Raw genomic sequence first — 13,395 nt, 5'->3', positions numbered from 1 at the left:
CAATCCGAATCCGAGTAGGGTCACCGAATGCGGCGAGAGACCGTGTGATGTTGCTGATTCATTAAGTTTAATCTCTTGCGGCTCTATCTCCCCACCCCGATTCGTAAATAAACATAAACCTATAAAATTTTTTGACACTACAATATAGATCTCGTAGATTCTCTAACGATTAATTCTGCAGGGAAAATCTGATGCGCATGATTTACCTTCTTATTAATGAGATCAAACAAAATCTTAATCGACGCTTCCGCAATTTCTACTACTGGCTGTTTGATGGTAGTAATAGAAGGATTATAATAGAAGGAAATATCCAGTCCGTCATAACCTGCCACAGAGTAATCTTCAGGAACTCGCTTGCCTGCTTCAAATATGGCTTTACAAGCACCGATGGCCATACTATCTGACAAGGTGAAAATAGCAGTAAACTCTTCCCCTGACTCTAGCAACTCTTTTGTAACCGCATATCCATTTTCCATACTATAGCTGTCAATATTCTCTTTCATCCGCCGTACTAGCCGTTCATTATAAGCTATTCCATGATCAGAAAGAGCCTTTTTATATCCTTCATATCTTAATTTACCGATACTCACATCATCTTCAGGCGCGGTAATAACTGCTATTTTTTCATGTCCCAGATTACATAAATAGTCTACAATTTTATAGCTCTCATTAAAGTCATCTACAGATACGGAGGAATAGTTACTTAGATCAAACTCTTCCGTCATCCCAATCGTGCTGAGGACAAATGGAACCGTCAATTGCTGTAATTTTTCTTGAGAGTGTGAGAATAATCCCCCCAGGAACACAATTCCCTTCAGGCGCTTTTCTTTCTCCAGCTCAATTGCCACTTCGATCTCATCTTGATTCTCATCGACTCGCTGTAGGATAAAGGAGTACTTCTTTCGCTGGATCTCTTTTTCAAATACTTTAATCATCGGGCTGAAAAATGGATTTGATATCCCTTTGATCAATACTGCAATCGTTTTCGAATCGGAACGTTTTAAATTTCTGGCACTGTTATTCGGTACATAATGGTTTTCTTTGATGACCTTCATAACCATCGCTTTTGTTTCTTCATTAATATCCGGATGATTATTTATAGCTCTAGATACTGTAGTCACGCCAACCCCACATAATTTGGCGATATCTATGATAGTCAATCTCTCCATTTCTACCTTTCCTTTACACGTTAAATAAGAAAGTAGGGGATTCTTGAAGAGAAGACTCCACAAGAAAAGCACCCTACTCGCTTCTACATACATATTCTATTTAACCCTTAACGGCTCCTGCAACGACACCTTCGATAATATATTTTTGGCAGGTGAGGTAGAAAATGATGATGGGTACAATAGCTAGAACTAGCATCGCCATCATAGCTCCCATATCAATCGATCCGTATCCACCTTTTAGGTACTGTATCGCAATAGGAATGGTTTTGTATTCAGTACCGATCAGTAGGTCGGGCAACAGGAAGTCATTCCATACCCACATTACATTAAGGATCGCTACGGTTACAGCTATAGGCTTAAGGATGGGCAATACCACTTTAAAGAACGCCTGCGGTGGATTACATCCATCAATCATAACCGCCTCTTCAACCTCCAGTGGGATGGACTTCACAAATCCACTAAACATAAATACCGATAGCCCTGATCCAAATCCCAGATAGATCAAGATTATCCCAATCGGATTGTCGAGATGCAGTACATTGGCTGTCTTAGTCATTGTGAACATAACCATTTGGAACGGTACGATCATCGAGAACACAAATGCGTAATACATCAAGTTCGTGAATTTTGATTTCACCCGAGTAATATACCATGCGGTCATGGAAGTGAATAACACGATTACAGCAACCGAACACACCGTGATAAACAAGGACATTCCAAAAGCACTGAAGAAATCAATCTTCGCTATACCGCTAGTATAGTTCTTCAAACCAACAAAAGTAGTTCCATTAGGGAATAAGAAAGGTGTATCACTAATGTAGAACTTACCTTTAAAGGAGTTCATCAGAACAATAAAGATCGGAGATAAGAACGCAATGGCCAAGACCAACAAAATAGTGAATATGGAATAGTCTTTTGCTCTAGTCTGTTGCATTAGTTCTCAACCTCCTTTCTTCTAGTAATGACAAGTTGTACTAAGGCGATTAAGGCTACCAGTGCAAAGAATACGACGGCTTTCGCTTGACCAACACCTTCCCATCCTGTTTTTCCGTAGAAGGTATTGTAGATATCCAGTGCTAACATCGAGGTCTGCTTAGAAGGAGCACCAGCGGTCAACGCTAGGTTTTGGTCAAACAATTTGAATGAATTCGATAACGTTAAGAATAAACAAATGGTAATGGATGGCATTACGAGTGGAATCGTCACATTACGTAAAATCTTTGAACGTGAAGCTCCATCAATTCTTGCGGCTTCTACTATATCCTTAGGCACATTTTGAATACCTGCAACATAGATAATCATCATGTAACCTATCAATTGCCAATTCATAAGGATGATTAATCCCCAAAATCCATAAGTTGCGTCAGAGGTCAAAGTAACTCCAAATTTATACAGAATCCCATTAAAGATCAGCTGCCAGATATACCCTAATACGATACCGCCTATCAAGTTAGGCATGAAAAAAATAGTTCTAAATACGTTAGTCCCTTTTAGCTTTCTAGTTAACAACATCGCCAGTATGAAGGCGAATACATTAATCGTAAGAACAGATAGAACTGTAAACTTAACAGTAAAGCCTAGTGCATTTAGAAATTCTTGATTTGAAAATGCTTTAATGTAATTGCCAAACCCTATCCATTTTGCATCATTAACGGTAGTAAACTCTGTAAAGGATAAATATATACCTAGCAGAAAAGGTACAACAAATGCGATCCCAAAGGCTATTATGGTCGGTAATGCAAAAAGAGCAAAATATTTTCTTATCGATTTTTCCATGGAGTCTTCTCCTATCTCAGGATGGAAAATGATGAAACAGATGAATTCACTCGAATTGTTGCTTAGTGCCACTGAAATTCCAACAGGAATCCAGTGGCACTAAGCTTTTATCTTTATAACAACTGAGAGTTATTCAATCATTTTTCCATGCATTTATTATTTTGCCTTTTCAGCCTTCCAAGTGTCCTTAAAGATGGTTACAACTTCATCCCAGGTTTTATTGCCTTGAGCATATTGCAAGAGCGCATCACCAAAGACATTTTTGAACTCTTCACTTGGGAATGCCGCAAATGTCCAAGCTACGGAAGTCAGATCTTTTTCCATCCAAGCGGATACTTCTTTAGCAAGTGGATCTGCTGGTTTTTCGCTGTCTTCAAACGTGTTGAATGGAGCGATAAAACCTAAGTCGTTCGTTACATAAGCTTTACCTTTTTCACTGGAGAACAGCCATTCCAAGAATGCGATAGAAGCTTGTTGGTTCTCAGCAGAGGCTTTGCTGTTGATTGCCAAATAGTTTTCTGTACCTACAGCTAGACCTTGTTTTTCTTCGCCTTCCATACCTGTGTAGATAGGCAAGAATTTGATGTCTTCAGCTTTAACTACGTTACCATCTACATCATTGATTTGTGACCAAGCCCAGTTACCGTTTTGAACCATCGCTGCGTTACCCAGTGCGAATTCAGCCATGGAGTCCGCTACAGATTTACTACCCAGAAGGGATTCTTTAGTCACAGAGTTTTTGATGTAAAGATCAAAGATGTTTTTGAATTTATCGTTATATTTGAATTCAACTTCCTTAGAAGCTAGACCGGCAAGAACTGTGTTATCAAACTCAGTGTTGTCTTTGAATTCATAGTACAGTGGCAAGTTAGCCAAGTGAGTCTGCCATCTCCATTGTTCACCCGCAGCGAGGGAAGTCGAGGCGAATACGCCTTTGATACCCAGTTGATCTTTTTTAGCGGTCATATCTTCTACTACTGCTTTCAAAGTCTCGAAATTATTGATTTCAGTTGTGGAAGAGATCGAAACAGCTTTGTCAGCTAAAGCGAAGTATTTCTTCATAATGGCGTCGTTGTAGATAATACCGTATCCTTCAACTACGTAAGGGATACCATACACGCCTTCGCCTTCAGTTACAGCCAAGCTTTTGTCGGACAAGTAGCTGTATAGCTTAGTATCTTTCAAATCCAAGGTGTAATCTTTCCACGCTTGGAAACCAACAGGTCCATTAATTTGGAAGATCGTAGGTGCATCGGACTTAGAAATTTCGGATTTCAATTTGGTTTCGTAAGTACCTGCTGCAGCTGTTACGACTTTTACTTTAACGCCTGTCTCCGCTTCATAATCCTTAGCGATTTTTTCATATATTTCTGCAATTTCAGGCTTGAAGTTTAAAAAGTAAACCGATCCATTTTTACCAGATGAAGCGTTTCCACCATCGGTTGCTGTATTGTTCTCTTTATTCCCACACCCTGCTGCCAAGACTACAACCATAGACATTACCAACATGAGCCCTAGATATTTTTTAATATTCTTCATTTTTCTTCCCCCTCGAACTTTTTATTAAATTACTTCTCTTAAAGACGTCTCCGAGCTTGCTCACCGAGAATAATGTCAGCGTTTTCATTCCACTTAAATATTCTCCGCTTTTTTCCGGTATCCTTATCGGTAACGTTTTCAATTGAAATATTAGCACACCGTTTGGAACATTTCAATAACCATTTTATTGCAGAAACTCGCCATTACAAATCTTCAAACGTTATAATAGACAAGTATAAACGCCTTCGACTTTCTTATATTTTTTAAAATAACTATGAATAGGTGATGGCATATCTTATCTCTGATCGAAAAGTATGAGTTACAATTCTCTAATAATAATTATTTTGGCGATATCGGGGTAGAGCCCTCTTACTCCATTGTAGAAGGTACTCTTCCTGTCCTTGTGTCTGCTCCGCATGCCATTAACCACTATAGAGAGCATGCAGTAAAACCTGCGGACATGTATACAGGTTCTCTTGCGCTGCTGTTACAAAAGCTCACCAATTGTCACTGTATCTATTCCAATAGCTTCTCCAAAGAAGACCCCAATTACATCCTTGGCGGAGAATATAAGACTGCACTTGGAACAATTGTCAAAGAACATCAAATTAACTTTGTTATAGACTTGCATGGTGCCTCTAAGGATAGGGAATTTGATATTGATTTAGGTACATTACACGGAACTTCCATACAAGAAAATAATATAAATGAAGTCGTACGTATTTTTTTCAATAATGGTATTACCAATGTTTATCAAAACCATACATTTTCTGCATCTCATCCGGGAACGGTCACATCGTATTCCACCAAAGAGCTGTTAGTTCAAAGTATTCAAATTGAAATTAATCGAAATTATCGTAACCCGAAATCATTTGATTTATTCCAAAAAACCATTCATTCCCTCGAACAAATCATCAATCAATTGGGAGGTGCCTAACATAAATATCGAGCAGACCTTCACCCTATTGGACAAACAAAGCTATACTGCCCGGGAAGAACTCACGATGAACCCCGATGAGCTGGATGAATTAGGCTTAGTCCACCATATCTTTGTCGAGCTTAAAGCAGAGAATGATGCTCAGGTTAGCTGTTTGCTTTTATCTAAAAGTGATATCCCTAGAGGCAGTATTCAATTATCTAAAAGAGCAAAGGACAAGCTAGGAGATTGCCCCATAACAGGATTAACCATTACTAAACCTGAGTACAACACGATTCTTCGGGGAATTCCTAAAGTGGACGAGATTGCCAAACCTTATGTCAAAGCTTGTCCAACGCTCGTCCGCAAGTATTCGAACCATGTAGAGCTGATTAATCCTAAGAATGGCTTTCGGGTAAACTTAACGTTAAAAGAGGATGACACTGCCAAGCCGAACGCACTATATTTCAACAGATATATCATGTTGTTACTTGAGACTCATGCCACTGAGGATGATCAACTAATTATTACCCGTGCAAGAACAAGTCCTCAGTCCAAGCCAGGCATACATAAACTTATACATCTGGGAATCAAACGGCCCTTAACCGCATTAGGAAATCTTTTTATTGGCAAAAGAGAGCTTACACTAAGAGTAGGGCATCCCTACCCTTTTGATGAGCACCAAAATCTATGCCGAATTCACCCCAATGTTAGAAAGCTGCTGGGTATGGAAGAGACCGACAAAATCGTCGTCACCTATAACAACAAAGAAATCACCGTCCCCATCTTAGATATAGACACTGAGCATATTGCCCAGTTGATCAAGCTAAATGAGGAGGATGATCAGCTCAAATTTATCGACAGCCACTTATTTATCGGAATCACCGCTTTGTCACGAAATGAACTAGAAATCCCCAGTATCGGCACATCGGTTACCGTAAAGAGAAGCATGAACTCCCTATTCTTAAAACACTTAAATAAGCTGGTCTTGCCTGTAATTGCTCTATTGTTTACAGTAGTACAGCTGTATAAGGATTTGAGCTGGAGCATCGCTCTGACCGTTGCTATTTCTCTGATACTACTTCCGATAATCATCTACACGACGCTATCTGAAGAACGAGCAAAAATTAACTAAATGGAGCGATGATCGTGGAATTCACTTCACAAGCCCAGGTAGAAGAAATGATCTACAGCTCTTATCTAAGAGCCATTAACAACATCACAGAAACTTTGGATGGACAAGTTAGACGACCGGAATTAACCAGAGAATTGCTGGAACTAGTCGGAAATCCGGATCGAGATCAACTATACATACTAGTCACAGGCAGTAAAGGTAAGGGCTCCACCTCAAGGTTTATCTCTTCTTTGTTAAGTCACCTAGGCTATAAAGTGGGCTTGTTCACCTCCCCTCATCTGGTAGATTTCAACGAAAGAATACGGATTGACGGGCGGGCCATATCCAAAGAGGATTTTGTACGATTAGGAAATGTGGTTCGCGAGGGATTTCAAACGATTGAAGATCAGCTTGCCGCTGATGAGTATCAAGGTCCTGTTGGGGTGGGTCTGGCGATTGCGACGTTGTACTTCAAGGAGAATCATACCGATTTCAATGTAATTGAATGTGGAAGAGGCGGAAGGTTTGATGACACGAATGTCCTGAAGAATAATTGGGCTGTCATTACTCCGATTATGGAGGAACATGTAGCTAATTTGGGACCTGACCTGAACAGCATTACACTACATAAACTGGGTATCGTCAAAAACAAGGCTACTAACGTCTATATTAGCAAACAGAAATCGAGCGTACTTGCGACTATAAAAGCGAACCTCACTTCCAACACTGTCCAGTATTATGAGGAGCAGTTCTGGGCTGACTCTATTGCAATAACACCCGTTGGAACTACTTTTAATGTTCAGACAAATCAAGCAATTTACCCGTCCTTAACGATTCCGTTATTGGGGCAATTTCAAGCTCTAAATGCAGCCACTGCAGTCGCACTATGTGAGGATATTACAAGTGGTCCTCTGAATAGGGAACTCGTTCTCAAATGCTTTGCACAATTGCAATGGCCGGGTCGCTGTGAAGTGATCTGCCATGATCCATTAACGATAATTGACGGAGCAATTCATAAAGAGTCGGCAGGCTATTTGGCTGAGCTTATTCAACTGGTGAATCCTGACCGCAGCCGAGCTGTAACTTCAATTATCGGTGTCCCTAAAGATAAAGATTACCCAGGGGTTATCGAAGTGATGAGTTCGGTCTCGGATCAATTAATCATCACAAAGCCCGATATTAGTCATCTTTCTTTTCCTACAGATGCACTCCATGTTGCCAAACGTTTTATCGAACAAAGTTACGAGTTCCCCTATTTAGAGGACGCTCTAACGCACATACAAACTCGCTCGTCTTCCGAGATTATTGTAATTGTCGGCACGCAAACCTTTATCGGAAATGCCAAAAGATTATTCGGGCAATCGCTGCTCGATATCGGCTTATAGCTTCTCAAAGCGCTGGAGAATGACTTCCTGATAAAGATCAGATAGCGCTGGCACTTCACTTGGATTCTGCTTACAATACTCATCTAGCATAACCTTATGATTCACTTCGATCACCCTGAGGCCTTGATCTGTCTCTAAAATATCCACGGAGCAAAAATCAAGGCCCATCGCTTTAGAGGTCTCGGAAGCAAGCGCCGCAAGCGCCGCTCGTTTGGCCTGATCGCTAACCTCAATAGCAACAGCCCCGTTAATCAAATTGTGCTTCCAAGAGCGAACTCTTTTTTTTCCAAGGAATACACGCGCCTGGTGATTAAAAGTTACGATTCTATACTCAATCTCCGCTTCATAATAGGGACCTATTGCCCCATTAAGCTGTAAAGAAAATAATAAATCCAGCTTTTCGTGCAGATCGGCTATCTCATTAATTTTGTACACATGATTTCCCTGTGCCCCGTTATCCTGCTTCATAACTACCACCCCATTGAGCGTTTGGAAATAACGTTCAGCCAATGAATAAGGATTCAAGTTGTTAAATTTGGAGTCAGGATGTGGCAAATAGATATGTTCTACCGCGGGGATATTCACCTTATACAAAACGTCATAAGTTAGAGATTTACTCATAGCAATGATCGTAGAAGCACTGTTGTTTAGTCCGATCTCAGCGTCTACCATCACAAATGATTTCAATCCATCCGTAGCTCTATATACGAAATTCGGTGTAACTTCCTCAAAGGTAATCCCTGAGGTTGTAACAGAATGCTGGATCATTTTTAAGTAAGGTCTAGTCGTCATTCAGTTTCCTCATTTCTAACAAAATATGACCAAACCTAATCATAGCATGAGAAATATCAATCGAAAATAACATTCATACGTTATAATTACTATCATCAAAACCTTAGAAATCTTTTTCGAGGGACTTTCCAAAAAAATAACAAGGTTAATGTTATGTTTAATGACTGATAGCGCTCTTATAGTTAAAAATAAGTATTGATTATTTAGTGATCATCCTCTATGATAAGCTTATCAAGCGAACCAAAAAGTTAAAGCGGTTAAACTTTAATACCAAGGTATCTATTATTATTGCTAATTAATAGTATTAGCACGACCAAAAGTTAAAGCGCTTATACTTTAAAATGAGAGGTTGGTGTGTCATGATCAATCGCGAGAACAGGCGGCAGACTTTCTACATGTATCTGTTCATTTCTCCTTGGATTATCGGCTTCCTAGTATTCGCCCTTTATCCTATCTTATCATCGCTTTACTTCAGCTTTACTGATTATGACATCATACACCCACCTAAGTTTATCGGGCTCGCTAACTACACAGAGATGTTTCACAATGACCTATTCTGGAAATCGGTGGTTGTCACGCTGAGATATACCTTCATCGGTGTACCTATCCAGCTTGTTCTCGGTCTTGGATTTGCGCTATTGCTTCACCAGACCATTCCCCTGCGCGGCTTTTTCCGAACGGCCATGTATTTTCCAAGCATGGTATCCGGCGTGGCCATGTCCCTCCTATGGTACTGGATCTTCAACCCGCAGATCGGGCTCTTCAATTACATCCTTTCCTGGTTCGGTATTCATGGACCGGCTTGGCTGATGAACCCCGACACTGCACTATATGCCTTGATCATCATGACGTTCTGGACAGCAGGCTCAGGAATGATTTTATTCCTCGCAGGTCTGCAAGGCGTACCAGCTAGCTTGATCGAAGCCGCTAACCTTGACGGTGCCGGACGCTTCAGAATTTTCTTGAACATTACCTTACCGATGATCTCTCCCGTGCTGCTTTTTCAACTAATTATGGGACTGATCGATTCCTTCCAAGTCTTTACCCAAGCTTTTGTTATGACTCAAGGAGGTCCAAATTACTCTACCTGGTTCTATGTCTATAATCTCTACACCAGTGCTTTCAAAGAATATCGTGCCGGTTATTCCTCAGCCTTGGCATGGGTGCTCCTCATCGTAGTTATGCTGTGCACCGCACTAATTATGAAATTGTCTAACCGTTATGTTCACTACGAAGGAGGCGGACGCAAATGAGTACAGTCAGAGCGCTAAGCCCCCAGACTAAAGGAACCAAACGCCGCCGGAAAGTGGAGCCTGTTAAGATTTTTAGCTTTATTACTTTAGTAGTTACAACATTTCTGATGCTGCTTCCTTTGTTCTTCATGGTCTCCACTTCACTTAAGTCCAAACGTGAGATGCTGAAGTTCCCACCCACCTTTCTTCCAGAGAGCTGGCAGTGGAGTAATTACACAGAAATATTTGATACCCTGCAGTTCGGTACGCTTTACAAAAATAGTTTAATTATTGCCGGCCTCAGCGTTGTAGGCACCTTGATTTCTTCAGCACTGGTCGCCTATGGATTCGCCAGATTCAGAGGTAGAGGGAATCAGATATGGTTCATCCTATTGTTGAGCACAATGATGTTGCCTTATCCAGCCATTATGATTCCGCAATTCGTACTCTTTTCGCAAATGAACTGGATCGACACCTTCCTACCCTTGATTGTGCCTGCTTTTTTCGGCTCAGCTTATAACATTTTCCTGCTGCGCCAATTCTTCTCCACGTTGCCTGAAGAGCTATTTGATGCCGGACGCATTGATGGATGCGGCGAAATACGGATGTGGGCTACTATAGCACTCCCACTCTCCAAACCCGCCCTTGCAACTGTAGCTATCTTTGCTTTTATCTACAACTGGAACGATCTGCTTACACCGGTGCTTTACCTAAGCTCGTCAGAGAAGTTCACGCTACCCGTCGGGATGGCTTCTCTCACCTCATCGAGATTCCGCATTCCACCTTGGCATTTGCTGATGGTCGCTTCGGTTCTAGCTATGGTTCCTATCGTAACGCTGTTTGCTGTAGCACAGAAACAGTTCGTCGAAGGGATTGTACTTACAGGGATTAAGTAATAATCCGCCATCCGGGCGGCCAAATATACTTGAAATCATGGGGGTTTAGCTAATGAACAAGAACAGGAAAAGTAGTGCGCTTTTACTTGCAACAACCATGCTTGTTGTTCTGGCATTGTCAGGCTGTAGCGGCGGCAAATCGGCGGGTAACACTCTATCTGAAGGAAATGGTGGCTCGACCAATTCAGGAGGCAAAGCAGAAACGGTAACCATCACCCATTACACAATAGATTCAGAAGACCGGACTTTTGTTGAGAAATTAATTCCTGATTTCGAAAAGCAGCACCCGAACATTAAAGTAAAAGTGGAAAAAGCACCTTATGAGCAGTTCGACAGCAAGCTGCAAACGCTAATTGCCGGTGGCAAATCACCCGATGTGACAAGTCACTGGGGTTATGGAGGTTTCGCAGAATACTACAACAAGGATATGCTGCTCGATTTGACCGACCTTTTAAAAGAGGATGGTTTCAAGGCAGCGGATTACAACATCCCAGAGAACCTGATGAACATTTATAAGGTTAAAGATCACACATATGGTATCCCAGTTAATATGTATGTCACCTTGATGCTCTATAACAAAGACATGTTTGATGCTGCCAAACTGACTTACCCAACAAGCGATTATGAAGATAAGAGCTGGACGTTTGAAAAGATGGTCGACCAGGCTAAACAAATGACTCTCGTCTCCGATGATATTGCCAAAACACAATATGGCGTAGACTTCACCTGGTCTGAACGCGATATGCGGCCATTATATTTTGGAGCGCAGCCTTATTCAGAGGATACATGGACGAATGGCGGCGTGCCTTCTGAGACTTATTTTGATTCCCCTGAAGTGATTGCTGCCTACAACAAACTCTTTGATCTGGTCTTCAAAGATAAAGTCTCTCCTTCCTCCGAGTGGAGCAAAAGCGTAGCCGGACAGAACGGCGATCCCTTTGTTGCAGGTAAAATCGGGATGTCTATCGGTGGCTCATGGAACCTTGCAGGTGCGAATGACTTTCCCTTCAAAATCGGTGTAGCCGCTGTACCATGGGGAGGCAACGATAAGGTACGCAGCACACTTTACGTCGATCCGCTGCTGATCTTGAAGGACTCCAAACATCCGAAGGAAGCTTTGGAATGGATCAAATATTTGATCACTACCGAAGTGCAGGAGAAATCCATTGAGCTTAGTGGCGGTAACCCGCCAGTCAACACCCAAGCTGCTGAAGCTTACTATAAACATTTTGATGGCATCGATCCACAAGATATCAAAAATGTCTACGAGGGTGCTGTGAACTATGGCTTCGAATCCTACAACCATTTGATCACCAACTACTCGCAAATTAATGACATGTTCATTAATGAATTGCAGCCAGTAGAAACTGGACATAAGACGGTGGAAGAGGTGATGACGACGATTCAGAAAAAAGTTACGGAGATCATTCATCGTTAATATTTGGCAGATATGCCGTCCCTTTAGGGACGGTATACCTGTTTGAAATCATACGTTTAGCGGACAGTCTGCCAACCCTGTATACTAAAGGTAGAAAACAGGATCGGAAAATCTGCCGCGAGGAGAACTAGAGATGAAAGTGAGTATTTTTGATGTAGCCAAAAAATCAGGATTATCGGTTGTAACCGTATCCCGGGTCTTAAATGGGGCCGAATCGGTACGCGAGAATAATCGCCAGAAGGTGCTGGAGGCCATTAAAGAGCTGGATTATCGCCCTAATGCAGCTGCACGCAGTCTGGCAAGCGGTAAGACGGGAATTATCGGGATTATTGTCACGACCCTGCAGGATTCTTTTTTTGACGCAGTGGTCAAAGAGCTGAATGAAGTCTTAGCGATGCATGGTTATTTTTTGGCCATCTCCATCTCAGCAGGCATCGAATCGGATGATAGCCATTATTTAATCCAGGAGGATCGTGTAGACGGTTTGTTTTTACTCTCTCCGATGGAAGAGGATAATTATATTGTGGAATTAAAACGGCGCGGCATCCCCTATGTGCTGATTGATAACCAAAAGCCCGAGAATGACACCTACTCTATCACGATTGATAACTTCAAAGGTGGCTACATGGCTACCAGTCATCTGTTAGCGCTCGGTCATACGTCAATTGCTCATCTATGTGGACAGGAGATGTTCCGTAGTACGCGGGAGCGGCGTGCCGGATTCCTACAAGCGCTTGAGGAAAAAGGTCTTACTCCATTTGAGATTGTACATGGTGATTTCGAAATTGGAATGGGATACGAAACCTGCAAGCGTTGGCTGAACGAAGGACAATTACCTACTGCGGTATTCGCTGGCGATGACAATATCGCCCTTGGCGTCATCAACGCGTTAATGGAAGCTGGCATTCGGGTACCCGAACAAGTAGCTGTGATTGGTTATGATGATCATTATATTGCTTCACAGCTTCATCCATATTTAACAACGATCCGTCAGCCTTCGGACAAAATTGGATTAGCAGCTGCCGAAATGCTCTTAAAGCGTATCTCTGGAAAGATGAAGCGCGGAGCTGGAGTAAAGATTGACCCAGAGTTAATTGTACGGGAATCTACTACTTCCAATTAATTAAATCATATAAAC

Annotated in this window: 12 protein-coding genes; 7 read left to right on the top strand and 5 right to left on the bottom strand. The window is 41.7% G+C overall.

All coding sequences use genetic code 11. The features are described 5' to 3' along the window. Nucleotides 1–137: 137 nt before the first annotated feature. The 4 genes from H70737_RS01265 to H70737_RS01250 all read right to left on the bottom strand — a co-directional run bounded on the left by H70737_RS01265 (nt 138) and on the right by H70737_RS01250 (nt 4,484). Nucleotides 138–1,169, bottom strand: coding sequence for a LacI family DNA-binding transcriptional regulator (locus tag H70737_RS01265; RefSeq protein WP_042184130.1), 1,032 nt, complete (start codon nt 1,167–1,169; stop codon nt 138–140). Nucleotides 1,170–1,269: 100 nt separating this feature from the next. After that, the gene (locus tag H70737_RS01260; protein WP_042184128.1) at nt 1,270–2,103 is read right to left on the bottom strand and encodes a carbohydrate ABC transporter permease; all 834 of its coding nucleotides are present in this window, start codon (nt 2,101–2,103) and stop codon (nt 1,270–1,272) included. Next, complete coding sequence (locus tag H70737_RS01255; protein WP_042184126.1) at nt 2,103–2,945, bottom strand: carbohydrate ABC transporter permease; 843 nt, start codon at nt 2,943–2,945, stop codon at nt 2,103–2,105. The genes H70737_RS01260 and H70737_RS01255 overlap by 1 nt, the downstream gene beginning before the upstream one ends. Nucleotides 2,946–3,101: 156 nt before the next feature. After that, the gene (locus H70737_RS01250) at nt 3,102–4,484 is read right to left on the bottom strand and encodes an ABC transporter substrate-binding protein (protein ID WP_042184124.1); all 1,383 of its coding nucleotides are present in this window, start codon (nt 4,482–4,484) and stop codon (nt 3,102–3,104) included. 403 nt (nt 4,485–4,887) lie between these two features. Here H70737_RS01250 and H70737_RS01245 point away from each other — a divergent pair, with 403 nt between their 5' ends. The 3 genes from H70737_RS01245 to H70737_RS29565 all read left to right on the top strand — a co-directional run bounded on the left by H70737_RS01245 (nt 4,888) and on the right by H70737_RS29565 (nt 7,899). Further along, on the top strand, nt 4,888–5,421 hold the full coding sequence (locus H70737_RS01245) for a hypothetical protein (RefSeq protein ID WP_042184122.1): 534 nt from the start codon (nt 4,888–4,890) through the stop codon (nt 5,419–5,421). A gap of 67 nt (nt 5,422–5,488) precedes the next feature. Further along, nucleotides 5,489–6,535: a hypothetical protein gene (locus H70737_RS01240; protein ID WP_042184120.1), complete on the top strand. Its 1,047-nt coding sequence runs from the start codon at nt 5,489–5,491 to the stop codon at nt 6,533–6,535. A gap of 14 nt (nt 6,536–6,549) precedes the next feature. Next, nucleotides 6,550–7,899 carry a bifunctional folylpolyglutamate synthase/dihydrofolate synthase gene (locus tag H70737_RS29565; RefSeq protein WP_052404107.1) on the top strand — a complete coding sequence of 450 codons (1,350 nt, stop codon included), beginning with the start codon at nt 6,550–6,552 and terminating at the stop codon, nt 7,897–7,899. Here H70737_RS29565 and H70737_RS01230 read toward each other — a convergent pair. After that, nucleotides 7,894–8,691, bottom strand: coding sequence for an ATP-grasp domain-containing protein (locus tag H70737_RS01230; RefSeq protein ID WP_042184118.1), 798 nt, complete (start codon nt 8,689–8,691; stop codon nt 7,894–7,896). The genes H70737_RS29565 and H70737_RS01230 overlap by 6 nt on opposite strands. Nucleotides 8,692–9,050: 359 nt before the next feature. On the opposite strand from H70737_RS01230, the gene H70737_RS01225 reads away from it, so the two are divergent. The 4 genes from H70737_RS01225 to H70737_RS01210 all read left to right on the top strand — a co-directional run bounded on the left by H70737_RS01225 (nt 9,051) and on the right by H70737_RS01210 (nt 13,380). Beyond that, nucleotides 9,051–9,944, top strand: coding sequence for a carbohydrate ABC transporter permease (locus H70737_RS01225; protein WP_042184117.1), 894 nt, complete (start codon nt 9,051–9,053; stop codon nt 9,942–9,944). Further along, complete coding sequence (locus H70737_RS01220) at nt 9,941–10,819, top strand: carbohydrate ABC transporter permease (protein WP_042184115.1); 879 nt, start codon at nt 9,941–9,943, stop codon at nt 10,817–10,819. The genes H70737_RS01225 and H70737_RS01220 overlap by 4 nt, the downstream gene beginning before the upstream one ends. Before the next feature lie 52 nt (nt 10,820–10,871). Next, nucleotides 10,872–12,257, top strand: coding sequence for an ABC transporter substrate-binding protein (locus tag H70737_RS01215; protein ID WP_042184113.1), 1,386 nt, complete (start codon nt 10,872–10,874; stop codon nt 12,255–12,257). Nucleotides 12,258–12,390: 133 nt separating this feature from the next. After that, nucleotides 12,391–13,380: a LacI family DNA-binding transcriptional regulator gene (locus tag H70737_RS01210; protein ID WP_042184112.1), complete on the top strand. Its 990-nt coding sequence runs from the start codon at nt 12,391–12,393 to the stop codon at nt 13,378–13,380. Nucleotides 13,381–13,395 lie beyond the last annotated feature (15 nt).

The sequence above is a fragment of the Paenibacillus sp. FSL H7-0737 genome, from assembly GCF_000758545.1.
In the GTDB taxonomy this organism is placed as follows: Bacteria; Bacillota; Bacilli; order Paenibacillales; family Paenibacillaceae; genus Paenibacillus_AQ.
Note: the sequence above shows the minus strand (reverse complement) of the source record. Positions and strands in the feature narration are given on the sequence as shown.